General features: G+C 57.2%; 19 protein-coding genes. 8 read left to right on the forward strand and 11 right to left on the reverse strand.

From position 1 onward, the window contains the following. Nucleotides 1-32: 32 nt before the first annotated feature. The 5 genes from lysM to qseB form a co-directional block, all read right to left on the reverse strand. Nucleotides 33-473, reverse strand: coding sequence for a peptidoglycan-binding protein LysM (gene lysM / locus IM313_RS03960; RefSeq protein WP_028014428.1), 441 nt, complete (start codon nt 471-473; stop codon nt 33-35). Between the two features lie 85 nt (nt 474-558). Further along, the gene (locus IM313_RS03965) at nt 559-873 is read right to left on the reverse strand and encodes a putative quinol monooxygenase (RefSeq protein ID WP_008502984.1); all 315 of its coding nucleotides are present in this window, start codon (nt 871-873) and stop codon (nt 559-561) included. Nucleotides 874-904: 31 nt separating this feature from the next. Continuing rightward, nucleotides 905-1,486, reverse strand: a complete 582-nt coding sequence (locus IM313_RS03970) for an NAD(P)H-dependent oxidoreductase (protein ID WP_024906501.1) — start codon at nt 1,484-1,486, stop codon at nt 905-907. A 104-nt stretch (nt 1,487-1,590) separates the two neighbouring features. Next, the gene (gene qseC / locus IM313_RS03975; protein WP_192971894.1) at nt 1,591-2,928 is read right to left on the reverse strand and encodes a quorum sensing histidine kinase QseC; all 1,338 of its coding nucleotides are present in this window, start codon (nt 2,926-2,928) and stop codon (nt 1,591-1,593) included. Continuing rightward, nucleotides 2,925-3,584, reverse strand: coding sequence for a quorum sensing response regulator transcription factor QseB (gene qseB / locus IM313_RS03980; RefSeq protein ID WP_047364588.1), 660 nt, complete (start codon nt 3,582-3,584; stop codon nt 2,925-2,927). Before qseB ends, qseC begins: the two co-directional genes overlap by 4 nt. Before the next feature lie 139 nt (nt 3,585-3,723). Between qseB and IM313_RS03985 the strand changes: the two genes are divergently transcribed. From IM313_RS03985 to IM313_RS04005, 5 genes are all read left to right on the forward strand, one after another. Continuing rightward, a complete protein-coding gene (locus IM313_RS03985; RefSeq protein WP_023309189.1) occupies nt 3,724-4,125 on the forward strand; it encodes a YgiW/YdeI family stress tolerance OB fold protein in 402 nt (133 codons plus the stop codon). 118 nt (nt 4,126-4,243) lie between these two features. Further along, on the forward strand, nt 4,244-6,502 hold the full coding sequence (gene parC, locus IM313_RS03990; RefSeq protein WP_192971893.1) for a DNA topoisomerase IV subunit A: 2,259 nt from the start codon (nt 4,244-4,246) through the stop codon (nt 6,500-6,502). Nucleotides 6,503-6,664: 162 nt separating this feature from the next. Further along, the gene (plsC, locus tag IM313_RS03995; RefSeq protein WP_028014424.1) at nt 6,665-7,402 is read left to right on the forward strand and encodes a 1-acylglycerol-3-phosphate O-acyltransferase; all 738 of its coding nucleotides are present in this window, start codon (nt 6,665-6,667) and stop codon (nt 7,400-7,402) included. Nucleotides 7,403-7,460: 58 nt separating this feature from the next. Further along, nucleotides 7,461-8,873 carry a cell division protein FtsP gene (gene ftsP / locus IM313_RS04000; protein WP_028014423.1) on the forward strand — a complete coding sequence of 471 codons (1,413 nt, stop codon included), beginning with the start codon at nt 7,461-7,463 and terminating at the stop codon, nt 8,871-8,873. Between the two features lie 566 nt (nt 8,874-9,439). Then, nucleotides 9,440-11,611, forward strand: coding sequence for a YgiQ family radical SAM protein (locus IM313_RS04005; RefSeq protein WP_028014422.1), 2,172 nt, complete (start codon nt 9,440-9,442; stop codon nt 11,609-11,611). Nucleotides 11,612-11,684: 73 nt separating this feature from the next. On the opposite strand, the gene dkgA is transcribed toward IM313_RS04005, so the two are convergent. Both dkgA and yqhD read right to left on the reverse strand, forming a co-directional pair. Continuing rightward, nucleotides 11,685-12,512, reverse strand: coding sequence for a 2,5-didehydrogluconate reductase DkgA (gene dkgA, locus IM313_RS04010; RefSeq protein ID WP_021242117.1), 828 nt, complete (start codon nt 12,510-12,512; stop codon nt 11,685-11,687). Between the two features lie 105 nt (nt 12,513-12,617). Continuing rightward, nucleotides 12,618-13,781 (reverse strand): alcohol dehydrogenase, encoded by a 1,164-nt coding sequence (gene yqhD / locus IM313_RS04015; RefSeq protein ID WP_192971892.1) that lies wholly within the window; start codon nt 13,779-13,781, stop codon nt 12,618-12,620. A 195-nt stretch (nt 13,782-13,976) separates the two neighbouring features. Here yqhD and IM313_RS04020 point away from each other — a divergent pair, with 195 nt between their 5' ends. Further along, nucleotides 13,977-14,876, forward strand: a complete 900-nt coding sequence (locus IM313_RS04020; protein WP_192971891.1) for an AraC family transcriptional regulator — start codon at nt 13,977-13,979, stop codon at nt 14,874-14,876. Between the two features lie 45 nt (nt 14,877-14,921). Here IM313_RS04020 and yghB read toward each other — a convergent pair whose 3' ends face one another. Both yghB and metC read right to left on the reverse strand, forming a co-directional pair. Next, nucleotides 14,922-15,581, reverse strand: coding sequence for a DedA family general envelope maintenance protein YghB (yghB, locus tag IM313_RS04025; RefSeq protein WP_028014419.1), 660 nt, complete (start codon nt 15,579-15,581; stop codon nt 14,922-14,924). Between the two features lie 143 nt (nt 15,582-15,724). Then, complete coding sequence (gene metC / locus IM313_RS04030) at nt 15,725-16,912, reverse strand: cystathionine beta-lyase (RefSeq protein ID WP_192971890.1); 1,188 nt, start codon at nt 16,910-16,912, stop codon at nt 15,725-15,727. A 251-nt stretch (nt 16,913-17,163) separates the two neighbouring features. Between metC and exbB the strand changes: the two genes are divergently transcribed. Continuing rightward, nucleotides 17,164-17,895, forward strand: coding sequence for a tol-pal system-associated acyl-CoA thioesterase (gene exbB / locus IM313_RS04035; protein WP_028014417.1), 732 nt, complete (start codon nt 17,164-17,166; stop codon nt 17,893-17,895). Between the two features lie 4 nt (nt 17,896-17,899). Further along, complete coding sequence (exbD, locus tag IM313_RS04040; protein ID WP_032643392.1) at nt 17,900-18,325, forward strand: TonB system transport protein ExbD; 426 nt, start codon at nt 17,900-17,902, stop codon at nt 18,323-18,325. 42 nt (nt 18,326-18,367) lie between these two features. On the opposite strand, the gene IM313_RS04045 is transcribed toward exbD, so the two are convergent. After that, entirely contained in the window at nt 18,368-18,820 is a 453-nt protein-coding gene (locus IM313_RS04045; RefSeq protein ID WP_192971889.1) for a cytoplasmic protein, read from the reverse strand. 1 nt (nt 18,821) lies between these two features. Next, nucleotides 18,822-19,226 carry a hypothetical protein gene (locus IM313_RS04050; protein ID WP_100170865.1) on the reverse strand — a complete coding sequence of 135 codons (405 nt, stop codon included), beginning with the start codon at nt 19,224-19,226 and terminating at the stop codon, nt 18,822-18,824. Between the last annotated feature and the right edge of the window lie 51 nt (nt 19,227-19,277).

The raw sequence follows: 19,277 nt of genomic DNA on the forward strand, positions 1-19,277 counted from the left end.
AAACGGTCGGGGGGCGACCCCCGACTCGCGGATCACGCTTTAGGAATACGTAGCGTCTGGCCGGGGTAGATTTTATCCGGGCTGGAGAGCATCGGGCGGTTAGCCTCAAAAATCTTATTGTACTGGTTGGCATCGCCGTACACGGTTTTGGAGATAGCGCTCAGGGTGTCGCCGGATTTTACCGTGTAGTAGGTGGCTTCATCTTTGGCATCGGTCGTGGTGATGTTGTTCTCCACCTCGCTGACGCCGGCGATGTTGCCGACGGCGACCTGGATTTTTTCTTTCTGCTCCTGGGTCAGCCCGTCACCCGTCACGCTGGCCTTGCCGTCGGTAACGTTAACCTGAACTTTGTCTGAACCGGGAATGTTGAGTTTCTTGAGGTGCTCGGTGATTTTGTCGCTCTGACCTTTGTGGTCGGTCAGGTTATCCCATAGCTTTTCGCCTGCTTCTTTCACGAAGTTAAAAAGACCCATTCCATCCTCCTGTTAATCATGAAGTCAGAATAAGCATAGCAGGTCAGAGAGAATTCCCTCCCCGGAAGGAGAGGGAAGGCAGGTTTTAAACCCCTTGCTCCAGAATACGGATGTGGGTCTCCAGCACGTCACCCTTCACCGCATCGCTCCACGCTTTCATGTGCGCGGTCTGCAGGTGTGCTTCGAGGTGCGCGACGGTTTCCCACTGCTCAACCATGATAATGGAGTCTGGCGCAGTGGCCTGGAAGCTTGCGTCGGTAGCGGCGTCCACCATCGGCGCGTAGCCGTGGCAGCCTTCTTCTTTCAGTACGGTTGGGATGATTTTCGCGAACTGATCCAGCACCGCCTGGCGGTGATGTTGACCTGGACGAGTACGGATTTCTGCGATTACTGTAAGCATGGTTACTACTCCTTTAATTCCAGGCTACCAGTTAAGCAAAAATTTTCGCGAGATGCTTGCGATATTCTGCGATATAGCTCGGGACGTCAGGCATTTTAATCACGTCGTTGACGATAAACGTCGGCAGCGGATCCATCCCCAGGAACTGGTTCGCCTTGTGGAACGGCAGATACGCGCCGTCTACGCCCACGCCTTCGAAGAACTGATCTTTTTCGGTGAAGGCCTCCAGAGGGGCGTTCCAGGTCAGGGAGAGCATATATTTTTTGCCCTGAATCAGACCGCCGGAGCCGTATTTTTTAGAGGCGTCTGAGCGGGTGCGTCCGTCGCTGGCATACAGCGAACCGTGACCTTCGGTGAAGACGTCGTCCATGTATTTTTTCACGGTCCACGGCGCGCCCATCCACCAGCCCGGCATCTGCCAGATAACCACATCGGCCCACAGGAAGTTCTGCACTTCGGCCTTCACGTCATAGTTGCTGTCCGCGCGCACGACCTTAACATCATGCCCGGCGTCGCGCAGGAAACCGTCCGCGACCTCGGTCAGGGTGTCATTCAACTGGCCTTTAGAGTGCGCGAACTCTTTCGCGCCGTTGATAATCAGAATATTGCTCATTATTTGTCCTCGTGATGAGAGTATGCCGGGTATTCTACGCGCGAGGACGGAGCGGAAAAATAAGCAAAATGTGCAAAGTCTTTTGCGCTAAATGCAATAATCCCTTACCAGTTAACCTTCACTTCAAAGCCGCCTTCTGGCGCATTGCCCAGCGAGACGCGCATGCCGTGCAGCGCGGCAATGCGTTTCACAATGGATAGCCCCAGCCCGCTGCCCGTGGCGTCCTGACCCGGTGGACGATAAAAGCGCTCGCCGAGACGCGCCAGCGCATCGGGCGAAATGCCCGGGCCATTGTCGCGCACGGTCACGCTACGGGTGTTCAACGTCACGTCTACCACGCTGCCGCGCGGGCTGTAGCGGGTGGCGTTATCCAGCAGGTTACGCGCCAGCAGGCTCAGAAGCAGCTGCTGACCCGTGCGGGTCACCTCCGGCGCGTTGATGTGCAGGCGTATATCAATACCCGCCTGCTGTGCAGAAGGATAAATATCCATTACCGCAGACTGCAGCAGGTCGGCCATCGGTATCTGTTCTACGCCGTCCAGGCTGTCCAGCGAGTCCAGGCGCGACAGGGTGAGGAGCTGATCCACCAGCCGGGAGGCGCGGTCGATACCCGCGTGCAGCTGCGCCAGCGCTTTTTCCTGCGCCTGCGGATCGTCCTGAGAAAGCTGCGCCACGTCAGTTTGTACCTTCAGCGCCGCCAGCGGGCTGCGCAGCTCGTGGGCGGCGTCGGAGGTAAAGCGGCGCTCGCGGGTCATCATCTCCTGGGTACGGGTAAAGAGATGGTTCAGCGAGTCGAGCAGGGGGCGCACTTCCGCCGGCACGCCCTGAGTGGGCAGGGCGTCGGTGGCGTCCGGCGAGCGGGAGCGCAGGGTCTGGGCCAGCTTTTTCAGGGGCTTCAGCTCCCGGCTCAGCAGGACGATCAGCAACAGTAGCATCACCGGCAGCGCCACCAGCCACGGCGTCAGCTGCGAGCTGACCACGTCCAGCGCCATATCCTGCCGGTACTCCCACTCCTGGCCGACCACCACGCGGTATTTTCCGTCTGGCGACGTCAGCCATAAAAAGCGCCATTCATCGTTGTCATCCTGAAGCCGTCCGTCATCAAAGCCGTCACGACGATAGTGATACGGGATATCGCGCCCGTTTTCGCCGTCGTTAAGGATCATCGTGCCGTCTGCAGCGTAAATAGCGAAGGCCAGCGCGTCATCGTCCAGATGCCCGTGTTTGGCCTTTTTCGGCACCTCGCGCATGCGCTGTGGCGCGCGGATCTCGTCCAGATCCATCGTCAGCAGCCGTTTGGCAAACAGCATCTGCTGGGTGTCGAACAGCTTATCGAGCTTGTGGGTGGTCTGCTGCCACGCCACCAGGCTGGCGGCAAACCAGGCCGTCAGAGACAGCGCTAAAAAGAGGAGCGTCAGGCGCAGCTTAAGGCTCAGCTTCATGCGTCACCCAGGGTGTAGCCGATGCCGTGCACGGTGCGGATAAACTCGCTCCCGAGCTTGCGGCGTAAATGATGGACATGGACTTCGACGGCGTTGCTGGAGACGTCATCGTCCCAGGTATAAAGCTTTTCCTCGATCAGCTTGCGCGGCAGCACCCGGCCCGCGTTGCGCATCAGCAGCTCCAGCAGGGCGAACTCTTTCGGTTTAAGCGTCAGCGTTTCGCCCTCCAGCGTGGCGACGAGGCTTGCCGGATCGAGCGTCACCTTGCCGTGGCGCAGCTCGCTGCGGGTCTGACCGTGGCTGCGGCGCACCAGCGCTTCCAGACGGGCGGCCACTTCTATCAGCGCGAACGGCTTACAGAGATAATCGTCCGCACCGAGGCGCAGCCCTTCAACGCGCTGGTTCAGCGCATCCCGCGCGGTCAGGATCAGTACCGGCTCGCTGCGGCCGCTTTCGCGCCAGGCGCGCAGGATCTCCAGACCGTCAATTCCCGGTAGGGTCAGGTCAAGCACCACGGCATCATAGGGCGCTGAGGCGAGCGCGGCCTGCCCGGTTTTCCCGTCGGTAAACCAGTCCACGCTAAAGCCCAGTTTGCTTAAGCCTGCTTTGATGCCATCGCCGATTAACCTGTCGTCTTCTACCAGTAAAATGCGCATGTTCCCTCCTTGATGCCGTCAGTAAACCCTCTGCAAGCGCCTGCTGTACAGTAAAAATAAATAAATTTTCCCCTTAAGAAGTTGTTAAGGTTTACCCTGTTTAATGGACTGCGAAACGACATTAAAGGGAGAGATGAAGATGAAAAAATTCGCTGCAATTGCTGCCATCATGATGATGACCACCGCGCCGGTCTTTGCTGCACAGGGCGGTTTTACTGGCCCATCAGCGACACAGACCCAGACGCAAACCCAGCAGGGCGGTTTTGTCGATAACAACGCCAACCTCACCACCGCGGCTAAAGTGAAAGACCTGAAGGACGATGCCTGGGTGAAGCTGCGCGGGAACATTACCGAGCGCCTGTCCGATGACCGCTACACCTTCCGCGACGAGTCCGGTACGGTGGTGGTTGAGATTGACCACAAGCGCTGGAACGGCGTGACCGTCACCCCGCAGGATAAAGTAGAGCTGCAGGGTAAAGTCGACAAAGACTGGAACGAGTTTGAAATCGACGTGAAGCAGGTTATCAAGCTGAACAAATAACCCGAAAAGGGCCGCTTATGCGGCCCTTTTTCTTTGTGACTCAATTCGTCAGATGAGGTAGTATCTGCGGCAATATTGCCTGAAACCCTTCGGTTTCTGAGTTGAGGAATCACACGTAATGAGCGATATGGCAGAGCGCCTCGCGCTACATGAATTCACGGAAAACGCCTACCTGAACTACTCCATGTACGTCATCATGGACAGGGCGTTGCCGTTTATCGGGGATGGCCTGAAGCCCGTTCAGCGCCGCATCGTCTATGCGATGTCCGAACTGGGGCTGAACGCCACCGCCAAGTTCAAGAAATCCGCCCGTACCGTCGGTGACGTACTGGGTAAATACCATCCGCACGGCGACAGTGCCTGCTATGAAGCGATGGTGCTGATGGCCCAGCCGTTCTCTTACCGATATCCGCTGGTGGACGGGCAGGGGAACTGGGGTGCGCCGGACGATCCGAAATCCTTCGCAGCGATGCGTTATACCGAATCCCGCCTGTCCAAATACGCCGAAGTGCTGCTGGGCGAGCTGGGTCAGGGAACCGTTGACTGGGTGCCAAACTTCGACGGTACGCTGCAGGAGCCGAAGATGCTGCCTGCGCGTCTGCCGAACATCCTGCTGAACGGCACCACCGGTATCGCCGTGGGCATGGCGACGGACATTCCGCCGCACAACCTGCGTGAAGTGGCGAAAGCCGCCATCACCCTGATCGAGCAGCCAAAAACCTCGCTGGAGGAGCTGCTGGATATCGTGCAGGGGCCGGATTACCCGACCGAAGCCGAGATCATCACCTCGCGTGCAGAAATCCGCAAAATCTACCAGAACGGTCGCGGTTCCGTGCGCATGCGCGCGGTGTGGAATAAAGAGGACGGCGCCGTGGTGATCACCGCGCTGCCGCACCAGGTGTCCGGTGCGAAGGTGCTGGAGCAGATCGCCGCCCAGATGCGCAATAAAAAGCTGCCGATGGTGGACGATCTGCGCGACGAATCCGACCACGAGAACCCGACTCGTCTGGTGATCGTGCCGCGCTCTAACCGCGTGGACATGGAGCAGGTGATGAACCACCTGTTCGCCACTACCGATCTGGAAAAAAGCTACCGCATCAACCTGAATATGATTGGCCTCGACGGTCGTCCGGCGGTGAAAAACCTGCTGGAGATCCTCAGCGAGTGGCTGACATTCCGCCGCGATACGGTGCGCCGTCGTCTGAACCATCGTCTGGAGAAAGTGCTTAAGCGCCTGCATATCCTCGAAGGTTTGCTGGTGGCATTCCTCAATATCGATGAAGTGATTGAGATCATCCGTACCGAGGACGAGCCGAAGCCTGCGCTGATGTCACGCTTTGGCATCAGCGAAACCCAGGCCGAAGCGATCCTCGAACTGAAGCTGCGTCATCTCGCTAAGCTGGAAGAGATGAAGATCCGCGGCGAGCAAAGCGAGCTGGAAAAAGAGCGCGATCAGCTGCAGGCGATCCTCGCGTCCGAGCGCAAGATGAACACCCTGCTGAAGAAAGAGCTGCAGGCGGATGCCGATGCCTTCGGCGACGACCGTCGTTCTCCGCTGCACGAGCGCGAAGAAGCGAAGGCGATGAACGAGCACGACATGCAGCCGTCCGAGCCGGTGACCATTGTCCTGTCGCAGAGCGGCTGGGTGCGCAGCGCCAAAGGCCACGATATCGACGCGCCGGGTCTGAGCTACAAAGCGGGCGACAGCTTTAAGGCGGCGGTGAAAGGCAAGAGCAACCAGCCGGTGGCGTTTATCGACTCCACGGGCCGCAGCTACGCTATCGACCCGATCACGCTGCCTTCCGCGCGCGGCCAGGGCGAACCGCTCACCGGTAAGCTGACGCTGCCGCCGGGCGCAACGGTTGACCACATGCTGATGGAGGCCGACGACCAGAAGCTGCTGATGGCGTCCGATGCGGGCTACGGCTTTATCTGTACCTTTAACGACCTCGTGTCGCGTAACCGTGCCGGTAAAGCGCTGATCAGCCTGCCGGACAATGCCCGCGTGATGACACCGCTGGTGATTGAGAACGAGAGCGACATGCTGCTGGCGATCACCTCTGCCGGACGCATGCTGATGTTCCCGGTCAGCGATCTGCCGGAGCTGTCGAAAGGTAAGGGCAACAAGATCATCAACATCCCGTCGGCGGAAGCCGCGAAAGGTGAAGATGGCCTGGCGCACCTCTTCCTGCTGCCGCCGCAGAGCACGCTGACCATCCACGTTGGCAAGCGTAAAATCAAGCTTCGCCCGGAAGAGCTGCAGAAAGTGGTGGGCGAGCGCGGTCGCCGCGGTTCGCTGATGCGCGGCCTGCAGCGTATCGACCGCGTGGATATTGATTCGCCTGCGCGCAGCAGCGCGGGCGACAGCGAAGAGTAATGTCATAACACCCCCTCTGTCCGGAGGGGGTATTTCAATAAAATTTCCCGTAAAATCGTTGTTAATTCGTGCGTTGCGATTAACAATACGCGCTCGTAATAAAGTCCTTACCTGGCCACAGGTGAAGTATAATTGTCAGCTGTCAGGGCTTCAGAGGTCGCTATGCTATACATTGTTCGTCTCATTCTTACCGTTATTTACTGCATTCTGGTCTGTATTTTCGGCTCTATTTACTGCCTGTTCAGCCCGCGTAATCCGAAGCATGTTGCCACCTTTGGCCATATGTTCGGTCGCCTTGCGCCGCTGTTTGGTCTGAAGGTTGAAAAACGCCTGCCTGAAGGAGCGGAAAACTTCGGTAACGCCATCTATATCGCCAACCATCAGAACAACTACGATATGGTGACGGCCTCCAATATTGTTCTGCCTCCGACCGTGACGGTGGGGAAAAAAAGCCTGCTGTGGATCCCGTTTTTTGGCCAGCTGTATTGGCTGACCGGTAACCTGCTGATCGACCGTAACAACCGTGCAAAAGCGCACGGCACCATTGCAGAAGTGGTGAATCATTTTAAAAAGCGCCGGATCTCAATCTGGATGTTCCCGGAAGGGACGCGTAGCCGCGGCCGCGGCCTGCTGCCGTTTAAAACCGGCGCGTTTCATGCCGCAATTGCGGCAGGTGTTCCAATTATTCCCGTGTGCGTTTCCAATACTTCTAATAAGATTAATCTTAACCGCCTGAATAATGGTCTGGTGATTGTCGAAATGCTGCCACCCGTCGATACCAGCAAATACGGTAAAGACCAGGTGCGCGAACTGGCAGCACACTGCCGCGAGCTCATGGCTCAGCATATTGCGCTGCTGGATAAAGAAGTCGCAGAAAGAGAAGCCGCCGGTAAGGTTTAATTCGGCGTTAAAGGGAAAAAGAATTCCCGCGTTGTTAGTCGTTTCAGATGGAGCTTATATGTCACTCAGTCGGCGTCAGTTTATTCAGGCTTCGGGGATTGCCCTTTGTGCGGGTGCGATGCCGCTGACAGCCAGCGCCGCCGGGCAGCAGCAGCCGCTGCCCATTCCGCCGTTGATTGAATCCCGTCGCGGGCAGCCGCTTTTCCTCACGCTTCAGCGCAGCCACTGGTCCTTTACCCAGGGCACGCGCGCGCCGGTGTGGGGCATTAACGGGCGCTACCTCGGGCCGACCATCCGCGTGTGGAACGGCGATGACGTTAAGCTCATTTACAGCAACCGTACGGCGGAAAATGTCGCCATGACCATCAGCGGCTTACAGGTTCCTGGCCCTTTGATTGGCGGCGCGGCGCGAATGATGTCCCCCAACGCCGACTGGGCGCCCGTCCTGCCGATTCGCCAGAGCGCGGCAACCCTGTGGTATCACGCCAATACCCCTAACCGTACGGCGCAGCAGGTCTATAACGGTCTGGCCGGCATGTGGCTGGTGGAAGATGAGGTCAGTAAATCTCTGCCGATCCCGAACCACTACGGCGTGGACGATTTCCCGGTCATTATTCAGGACAAACGTCTGGATAACTTCGGCACGCCGGAGTACAGCGAGCCGGGCAGCGGTGGCTTTGTCGGCGATACCTTGCTGGTTAACGGCGCGCAGAGCCCATACGTGGAAGTGTCCCGCGGCTGGGTGCGCCTGCGCCTGCTCAACGCCTCTAACTCGCGTCGCTATCAGCTGCAGATGAGTGATGGCCGCCCGCTGCACGTGATCTCCGGCGACCAGGGCTTTTTACCTGCGCCGGTCTCCGTTAAACAGCTGGCGCTGGCGCCGGGTGAACGTCGTGAAATTCTGGTGGATATGACCAACGGGGACGAAGTCTCCGTCACCTGTGGTGAAGCCGCGAGCATCGTTGACCGTATTCGCGGGTTCTTTGAGCCGTCGAGCATTCTGGTCTCCACGTTGGTGCTTACTCTGCGTCCAACCGGCCTGCTGCCGCTGGTCACCGATAGCCTGCCGATGCGCCTGCTGCCGCAGGAGATCATGAGCGGCTCGCCGGTGCGCAGCCGTGATATCAGCCTGGGCGACGATCCGGGCATTAACGGCGCGCTGTGGGATGTAAATCGCATTGATATCACCGCTCAGCAGGGCACCTGGGAGCGCTGGACGGTCCGGTCAGACATGCCGCAGTCGTTCCATATTGAAGGTGTGTCATTCCTGATCCGCAACGTTAATGGCGCGATGCCGTTCCCGGAAGATCGCGGCTGGAAAGATACCGTGTGGGTGGACGGCCAGGTTGAACTGCTCGTCTACTACGGTCAGCCTTCGTGGCCGCACTTCCCGTTCCTGTTCCACAGCCAGACGCTGGAGATGATGGACAGGGGTTCCGTGGGGCAGATGCTGGTGAATCCGGCGCCGTAACGTGCTTTTCTCCCTCTCCCTGTGGGCTGAGGGTTCCCCACAAATTAATGCGAGCACTGAACAATCCCCTCGCCCCTTTGGGGAGAGGGTTAGGGTGAGGGGAACATACGACAGTGGTGGTCATTCCGTTCACTTTATGTTCCTTGCTACTCTGTAAATGCTGTTTCGGTGAACGTGCCTGGGCGGCTCAATCGCCGCCGCCCTGGCGACCCGGGCTCCCGGCGGTAAATCGCCGCTACGCGGTACCTTCGGCTAATTCCTTTCGGCTTATCGGGGACGGGCGGAGGTAACATCCCTGTAAAGCCCGCCCTCTCGGCGCATCCATGCGCCTCGCCCCGGCCTGCAGGAAACGCCTCAGCGATTTACAGCCGGACCAGAGCATCGCTGAAAGCCTTAAATCGTTCTGAAACAACGTTAATGCTTCTGCTTAAAAATTACTGGGGATCCCTCAGCCCTGTGGGAGAGGGTTGGGGTGAGGGCAACAGCCCGCACAATACCCCTTCATTTCCCACAATGTTCCAGCGTATAATCCCCGCCCTTTTGTCTATTTTTTCTTCGGAAGCACTATGAGCGCAATTTCCCTGATCCAGCCGGATCGTGACCTCTTCTCCTGGCCCCAGTACTGGGCGGCCTGCTTTGGACCGGCGCCGTTCCTGCCGATGTCCCGGGAAGAGATGGACCAACTGGGCTGGGACAGCTGCGATATCATTCTGGTCACGGGCGATGCCTACGTTGACCACCCGAGCTTCGGCATGGCCATCTGTGGCCGTATGCTCGAAGCGCAGGGCTTCCGCGTGGGGATCATCTCCCAGCCCGACTGGAACAGCAAAGACGACTTCATGCGTCTGGGGAAACCAAACCTGTTCTTCGGCGTGACCGCCGGCAACATGGACTCGATGATCAACCGCTATACCGCCGACCGTAAGCTGCGCCATGACGACGCCTACACGCCGGATAACGTGGCGGGCAAACGTCCGGACCGCGCGACCCTGGTTTATACCCAGCGCTGCAAAGAAGCCTGGAAAGACGTGCCGGTGATCCTCGGCGGCATCGAGGCGAGCCTGCGCCGCACCGCGCACTACGACTACTGGTCAGATACCGTGCGCCGCTCGGTGCTGGTGGACTCCAAGGCCGACATGCTGATTTACGGTAACGGCGAGCGTCCGCTGGTGGAAGTGGCGCACCGTCTGTCGCAGGGCGAGCCGGTGAGCAGCATCCGCGACGTGCGCAATACTGCGATCATGGTGAAAGAGGCGCTGCCGGGCTGGAGCGGGGTGGATTCCCGCATTATTGATATGCCGGGCAAAATCGACCCGATCCCGCACCCGTACGGTGAAGATCTGCCGTGTGCCGATAACAAGCCGGTTGAGCCGAAGAAAGCGGAAGCGAAGGCTATCGTTGTGCAGCCGCCGCGCCCGAAGCCGTGGGAAAAGACCTACGTGCTGCTGCCGTCCTACGAGAAGGTGAAAGCCGACAAGGTGCTCTACGCGCACGCGTCCCGTATTCTGCACCATGAAACCAACCCGGGCTGCGCCCGCGCGCTAATGCAGAAGCACGGCGAGCGCTTCATCTGGATCAACCCGCCGGCGATCCCGCTCTCCACCGAAGAGATGGACAGCGTCTTTGCGCTGCCGTACAAGCGCGTGCCGCACCCGGCGTACGGCAACGCCCGTATTCCGGCGTATGAGATGATCCGCTTCTCGATCAACATCATGCGCGGCTGCTTCGGCGGCTGCTCCTTTTGCTCCATTACCGAACACGAAGGCCGTATTATCCAGAGCCGCTCTGAGGATTCGATCATCAATGAGATCGAAGCCATTCGCGACTCGGTGCCGGGCTTTACCGGCGTGATCTCCGATCTCGGCGGCCCAACCGCGAACATGTATATGCTGCGCTGCAAGTCGCCGCGCGCGGAGCAGACCTGCCGTCGTCTCTCCTGCGTCTACCCGAGCATTTGCGAGCACATGGATACTAACCACGAGCCGACGATCAACCTCTACCGCCGCGCGCGCGACCTGAAGGGCATCAAAAAGATCCTCATCGCCTCCGGGGTGCGTTACGACATCGCCGTGGAAGATCCTCGCTATATCAAAGAGTTGGCGACGCACCACGTCGGCGGTTATCTGAAGATTGCGCCGGAGCACACCGAAGAAGGCCCACTGTCGAAGATGATGAAGCCGGGCATGGGCAGCTACGATCGCTTTAAGCAGCTGTTCGACACCTACTCGAAGCAGGCGGGCAAAGAGCAGTATCTGATCCCGTACTTCATCTCCGCGCACCCTGGCACGCGCGATGAAGACATGGTGAACCTGGCGCTGTGGCTGAAGCAGCGTCGCTTCCGTCTGGATCAGGTGCAGAACTTCTATCCTTCACCGCTCGCCAACTCGACGACCATGTATTACACCGGCAAAAACCCGCTGAGTAAGATTGGCTACAAGAGTGAAGAGGTGGTGGTGCCGAAAGGGGATAAACAGCGTCGTCTGCATAAGGCGCTGCTGCGTTACCACGACCCGAAAAACTGGCCGCTGATCCGCCAGGCGCTGGAAGAGATGGGTAAAAAACACCTTATTGGCTCGCGCCGCGACTGCCTGGTTCCGGCTCCTACGCTGGATGAGATGCGCGAAGCGCGTCGCCAGAACCGCAATACGCGCCCGGCGCTGACCAAACATACGCCGATTGTGCATCAGCGTTCGAACGGTAATTCCAGTGTAAAGAAACCTGTGAAGCGTAAAGCGTAAAAGAAAACCCCGGCTTGCCGGGGTTTTTTGTAGGTCGGGTAAGGCGAAGCCGCCACCCGGCGTTTTAACGCGATTAACCGCCAAACTGATCCGGGTCCGGCCCAAGCCGCTTACCTTTATCCAGCTTCGCAATTTCACCCAGCTCGTCTTTGTCCAGTCGGAAATCCCAGACGTCGAAGTTCTCGGCAATGCGCGACGGCGTGACCGATTTCGGGATCACCACCAGGCCGTTGTCCAGATGCCAGCGAATGACGATCTGCGCCGGGGTTTTGCCGTATTTATCCGCCAGGTCGCGGATGATTTTCTGATCGAACACGCCTTCACCACCCTGCGCCAGCGGGCTCCAGGACTCGGTCTGGATCTTGTGGGTGGCGTTCCAGGCGTGAAGCTGACGCTGCTGCAGCAGCGGGTGCAGCTCGATCTGGTTAATCACCGGAGCGACGCCCGTTTCGTCAATCAGGCGCTGCAGGTGATGCACCTGGAAGTTACAGACGCCGATGCTTTTCACCAGCCCCTCTTTCTGCAGTTCAATCATCCCTTTCCAGGCGTCAACGTAATGGTCGATGGCCGGAACCGGCCAGTGCATCAGGTACAGATCGACGAAATCAAGCTGGAGTTTCTCCAGGCTCTCCTGCAACGCTTCGCGGGGGCGCTTTTGATCGTCGTTCCACAGTTTAGTGGTGATGAACAGCTCATCGCGAGGGACGCCGGCGCTGGCCAGCGCGGTCCCCACGCCGTCCTCGTTTTTGTACGCGGCGGCGGTATCAATCGACCGATAGCCGACTTCGAGTGCTTTATGAATGGCGGAGACGACCTCGTCGTTACCGGCTTTCCATACACCTAGCCCCAGCTGGGGCATCACGTTGCCGTCCTGCAGCTTGATTACGGTTTGGTTTGCCATTTTTCCTCCTTCAGGTGCGCATCGCCGGAGGGGGACTCCGGCGATGGGGTGTGCATTAAGTCTGGACGAAATGTCAAAAAACGAAAGTCAGGATGCCAAAAACGCTTAGCGTGCCGCTTCGTAGATTCGACGGCTGACGTCCAGCGTAATGTCTCCATGCTCGCCCAGATGGGTCATGCCGTGCTCTTCGAGTTTTACCAGCAGGGCAGGGATGGAGCTGCCGTCCAGGCCGTAGCCGGACAGACGCGTTGGCACGCCCAGGCTTTCAAAGAAGTTACGGGTCGCTGCAATGGCGGCATCAATACGCGCATCGTCAGAACCCTCGGTGATGTTCCACACGCGCTCGGCGTACTGCAGCAGTTTGGCGCGCTTGGTATCCCGTTTTTCGTTCCACAGCGCAGGCAGCACAACGGCCAGCGTCTGGGCGTGGTCCAGGCCGTGCATCGCCGTCAGCTCGTGGCCCAGCATATGGGTTGCCCAGTCCTGCGGCACGCCAGCGCCGATCAGGCCGTTCAGCGCCTGCGTCGCGGCCCACATGACGTTGGCACGCACGTCGTAGTTTTCCGGCTCTTTCAGCGCTTTCGGGCCGTCTTCAATCAGCGTGAGCAGAATGCCTTCCGCGAAGCGATCCTGAATTTTGGCATTAACAGGGTAGGTCACGTACTGCTCGACGGTGTGTACAAAGGCGTCGACCACGCCGTTCGCCACCTGACGTGCGGGCAGGGTGTAGGTGTAAACCGGATCCAAAATGGCGAAGACAGGCTGAACGTGTTCGTTCATGAAGGCCTGCTTATCACCGGTAGTTTTACGGGAGATCACCGCGCCCTTGTTGGATTCAGAACCCGTCGCTGGCAGGGTCAATACGGATCCCATCGGGATCGCGCTTTTAATGTCGCTGCCGCGGGTTTCGAGGATGTGCCACGGATCGATGCCATCAGCGTAGTGCGCTGCCGCCGCGATGAATTTAGTGCCGTCCAGCACGGAGCCGCCGCCGACCGCCAGCAGGAAGGTGATGTTTTCTTCGCGGGCGATTTTCACCGCGTTCATCAGCGTTTCGTAAGACGGGTTTGGCTCAATGCCGCCGAACTCACGCACGTCCAGTCCGTCCAGAGCGCTGTAAACTTGATCCAGCACGCCGGTTTTTTTCACGCTGCCGCCACCGTAGGTGATCAGCACGCGGGCGTCAGCAGGGATCTGCGCGCGCAGGTCGGCGATAGCGTCTTTACCAAACAGAATGCGGGTTGGGGTGTGAAGATTAAAGTTGTTCATTGCTCGTTCCCTTTAGTGGGTGAAAAACCGTGGTGGCGCTGATGGCTACCTGATGCTGCTCATTGTGGCCGTCCGGGGCCAGGCTCTCAATGCACATTCCTGCCGATGTCTTGCCTATTTCTACAGAGCGCTGGAGAAACTTCGTAAAAATGCGCAGACTGTGAGGGTCGGAAACCGTACCCGGAGTAACGTAAAATGAACCGTGAAGCGATCTGCCTTCAGCTTACCTCGCAGATTAAACGCATGATAGATAAGCAAAATAATGTTTACGATCTGCTGCCGGATATTCGCCTGCTCTACGGCACGCAGCCCGGGACGCGCACGCCGGTGATGTACCAGCCGGGCATCGTTTTTCTCTTTTCGGGCCATAAGATTGGCTATATCAATGAGCGGGTGTTCCGCTACGACACCAATGAATATCTGCTCCTGACGGTACCTTTACCCTTCGAATGTGAAACCTTCGCGACAGAGGCGGTCCCGCTGGCGGGTATTCGCGTCAACGTCGATATTTTTCAGCTGCAGGAGCTGCTGATGGAGATTGGCGAAGACGAGCTTTTCCAGCCATCGATGGCCTCCAGCGGGATTAACTCGGCGACGCTGTCGGAAGAGATCCTCTGCGCCATTGAGCGCCTGCTGGACGTCATGAAAAGGCCGCTGGACGCGCGTATTCTCGGCAAGCAGATTATCCGCGAAATTCTTTATCACGTGCTGCTGGGGCCGGGCGGCGGGGCGTTACTCGCGCTGGTGAGCCGACAGACCCACTTCAGCCTGATCAGCCGCGTGCTCAAGCGTATTGAAAGCCAGTACACGGAGAACCTCAGCGTTGACCAGCTGGCGGCGGAAGCGAACATGAGCGTTTCGGCGTTTCACCACAACTTTAAGTCGGTGACCAGTACCTCGCCGCTGCAGTACCTCAAAACCTACCGTTTGCATAAGGCACGGATGTTGATGATCCACGACGGCATGAAGGCCAGCGCGGCGGCCATGCGCGTCGGCTATGAAAGTGCGTCGCAGTTCAGTCGGGAGTTTAAGCGCTATTTCGGCGTCACGCCGGGAGAGGATGCGTCACGTATAAGAACGATGCAGGGCGCCTGAGGGGAAACGTAGGCCGGGAAAGCGGTAGCGCCACCCGGCTTTTGTTTATGCACTGCAATACTTTTTCTTAATCACCACCGCAATGGTACCCACCAGCCCAGCAACCAGCAGGAATATTGGCAGGATCATCAGGAAGGTCATCACCTGATCTTCATGGTGCTTCACAAAGGGGATCATGTTCAGCGCGTAGCCGAGGGTGGTTACCACGCCAACCCACAGCAGGGCGCTCAGCCAGTTGAAGAACTGGAAGCGGCGGTTAGACAGCCCGGAAATACCCGCCATGGTGGGCAGAAGGGTGCGAACAAACGCCAGGAAACGCCCGGCGAGCAGCGCCAGCAGGCCGTGGCGGTCAAACATGCAGGTCGCACGCTGGTGGTATTTATGCGGTAACTGCGCCAGCCAGCCCTTCACCACGCGCGTGTTCCCCAGCCAGCGGCCCTGCAGATAGCTCAGCCAGCAGCCCAGGCTCGCGGCGGAGGTAAGGATAACCATCGTTGGCGTAAAGTCCATGACGCCTTTGCCGATCAGCGCCCCGGCAAGCAAAAGCAAACTGTCACCGGGTAAAAACGAGGCTGGCAGTAATCCATTTTCCAGAAACAGCGTCGCGAACATCACGAAATAGACGACGCCTACAACGTGGGGATCCGCCAGGGCGGCAAAATCATGTTGCCAGAGCGCCGCGATAATATCTTGAATAACAGCCATGGACTTTCCTGTGGAACAGCAGAGATAACGCTATTGTACTCCCAATTTCACCTGTCGGGATTGATCGCAGGCGCAACTCATGCAGACTTTTCTGCATGCAGTGTTCACAAAAGCGTCCGGGGAGTACATTTTCAGCCCGCACTCTACACGATACGTTCAAAGCCTGCAGATAAATCCGCAATTAAATCGTCCACATTTTCTAAACCGATATGCAATCTAATGAGGGTGCCGCTGAAGTCCACTTCTCCGCCGGGGCGCAGAGCCGCTATCTGCTCCGGCTGATTCGGCAGGATCAGGGATTCAAAACCGCCCCAGGAGTAGGCCATGCTGAAGAGGGTAAAATTATCCAGATAGCTTGCCAGCTCGTCATTACTTAGCCGTTTTTTAAGCACAAACGAGAACAGCCCGCTGCTGCCCGTAAAGTCACGTTGCCAGAACTCATGGCCTTTACTACCCGGCAGCGCCGGATGGTTCACGCGCTCAACCTGCGGATGCTGCGCCAGCCATTCAGCGATTTTCAGACTACTTTCATGATGTTGACGCAGACGCACGCCGAGCGTACGAATGCCCCGGCTGGTCATGTATGCCGTGTCTGCATCCACCATCTGGCCCATCAGGTAGGCATTTTCCCGCAGCTGGTCCCAGCAGCGCGCGTTGGAAACCGCGGTGCCAATCATCCCGTCAGAGTGCCCAATCAGGTATTTCGTTGCCGCCTGAATCGAGATATCAATATCGAATTCCAGCGCCTTAAACAGCACACCTGCCGCCCAGGTGTTGTCGATCATGATAATCGCCTCTGGCGCTTTGCTGCGCGCGGCCTTCACGATAGCCGGAACGTCGTGCACTTCCATGGTGATGGAGCCAGGAGATTCCAGGAACACAATGCGCGTGTTTGGCTGGATAAGTTCAGCAATGCCTTCACCAATCAGCGGGTCAAACCAGCTGGTGGTCACGCCGAGCTTGCTGAGAATTTTGGTGCAGAAATCCTGGCTGGGTTCATAGGCGGTGTTGGTCATCAGGATATGGTCGCCCTGTTCCACAAACGCCAGAATGGTGTTGGCGACCGCCGCCGCACCGCACGGGAACAACGCGCAGCCTGCGCCCCCCTCCAGCTCGCACATCGCTTCCTGCAGCGAAAAATGGGTTAGCGTGCCGCGGCGACCGTAGAACAGCCCACCTTTTGCGCGGTTACGCGTGGCGATTTTTTTCTCCTCAACGGTATCAAACACCAGCGAGGAGGCGCGTTGAATCACGCTGTTGACCGATCCCTGAGTGTATTTCTTGCTGCGTCCCGCCTGCACCAGCGTGGTATCAAGATGCTTCTTGGTCATGTTCGCTAACCCTGTTTTTATACGTCTGGACGTCCAGACTACCACGATTGTAAAAAACTGCACCCGCATGCTTATCGAATAAGCAGAAAATATTAGCAAAAAAGCGCATAAGAAATTTTTACTGCGTAAGCGCAAGGAAACTGAGCGAAAATTACGGCACCATGTAAATACTAATGAGAACGACTATCAATTCGACGGCTTTTTGATATTATTACGTTCAGATTTTGTGATTTGCGTCCTGGAGATACAGAGTGGGTAATAATTTGATGCAGACGGATCTCTCCGTTTGGGGCATGTATCATCATGCTGACATCGTGGTTAAGATTGTGATGATCGGCCTGATTCTGGCGTCCGTTGTCACCTGGGCTATCTTCTTCAGCAAAAGCGCCGAGCTGCTTTCGCAGAAGCGTCGCCTCAAGCGGGAACAGCAGCAGTTGGCAGAAGCCCGCTCTCTGGATCAGGCTTCTGAGATGACCTCATCCTTCCACCCGAAAAGCCTGACCACCCTGTTAGTGAATGAAGCTCAGAACGAGCTGGAACTCTCCGCCGGCAGTGAAGATAACGAAGGTATTAAAGAGCGTACCGGTTTCCGTCTGGAGCGTCGCGTTGCGGCCGTTGGCCGACACATGGGACGCGGCAATGGGTATCTGGCGACCATCGGCGCGATTTCACCGTTCATCGGTCTTTTCGGTACGGTCTGGGGCATCATGAACAGCTTTATCGGCATTGCTCAGACCCAAACCACCAACCTGGCGGTAGTGGCCCCGGGTATCGCGGAAGCGCTGCTAGCGACGGCAATCGGTCTGGTCGCGGCAATTCCGGCGGTGGTTATCTACAACATTTTCGCGCGTATGATCGGCAACTACAAAGCCACGCTCGGCGACGTTGCCGCTCAGGTTCTGCTGCTGCAAAGCCGCGATCTCGACCTGAATGCCAGCGCCGTGAAGCCGGTGCATGCGGCGTCTAAACTGCGCGTAGGTTGATTGTATGGCAATGCGTCTAAACGAAAATCTGGACGATAACGGCGAAATGCACGAAATCAACGTGACGCCGTTTATCGACGTCATGCTGGTGCTGCTGATTATCTTCATGGTGGCAGCACCCCTGGCGACGGTCGACGTGAAGGTGAATCTGCCTGCCTCCTCCAGCCAGCCGCAGCCGCGTCCGGAAAAGCCAATTTATTTGTCGGTGAAAGCGGATAAATCCATGTTCCTGGGGAACGACCCTGTGACGGATGCCTCCGTTATTCCGGCGCTGGACCAGCTGACCGGCGGCAAGAAGGACACCACCGTCTTCTTCCGGGCGGACAAAACCGTCGACTATGAAACCATGATGAAGGTAATGGACACGCTGCATCAGGCGGGTTATCTGAAGATTGGGCTGGTCGGGGAAGAGAAAGCGGCCTCGAAGTGATAAAGAAGCTGGCGAAAGCCGGCTTTTTTTATGCCTGTCGGTTTATGCGTTTTTGCTGTCCGTCGGTGCGGTAGAGGGGGTGGTGGTCAGCGCGTCCTCATCGAGCGCAACGCAGGTGACGTTTGACGTACGGTACTCACCGGCTGACAGTTTGCGCGTCAGGCGCAGGGTGGCGACTTCTCTGGCAAGCAGATACTGATAGTTGGCCTCAAGACGTCCCAGCAGTTTCTCTTTCAGTTCTGGAAGCTGCTCGATGATGGCGTTCATCACGGCGCCGTAAATTTCTTCTTTAACCTGTAACGGATAAATCTCGCGGCGATTCTGCCATTTCAGACGCACCAGCGTTGCCGGGATCGATACCAGGTCTTGTGTAATACGCGTCATCTCGGCATTTTTTGCATTTCTTAGCGCCTCGATATTTTGCTTTAAGATAAATTCATCACTTTTTTTATCATCTAAAGTCAAATAAACGTTATTGTCTTTAACTTCTTTCACGTTAATCTTCCCCCAGGGTATAAAAAATAGGGTTGTTTGTTTCTCGTGTAATTAGATTAAGCCAAATTTCATTGCCGGCCTCATTTATTTCTTTCGTTTTTTCAGCCATTATTTGACTTAGTTTCTGGGCATCTATTTCGCCTTCTGCCTGCAGGTCATTCAGCAGGTGGACGAAGGCTTCAATTTTTATAGCGCGAAATAAGCGGTCTTTTATATGGCGATCGTGCTCTTCCAGCAGCATATTACGGGATTTGCCAGTGTGAGAAACGCCAATTAATATATCAGGCTCGAAATCAGAGAGCTTTCTTTTCCCCTGAGTGAAACTGGCCTTTTTTTCTTCTTCCGTCGGTTGCTGTTCCACAGGCGTAATGTGGTACTTAGCCGGGACGAGATAGTCGGGCAGCATTTTTAATTTCCTTTAATTTCAACAGGGTGGGGTTGGTAAAGGCGTGAGATT

This window comes from Enterobacter cloacae complex sp. P2B (assembly GCF_014895985.1).
GTDB classification, from domain to species: Bacteria; Pseudomonadota; Gammaproteobacteria; order Enterobacterales; family Enterobacteriaceae; genus Enterobacter; species Enterobacter bugandensis.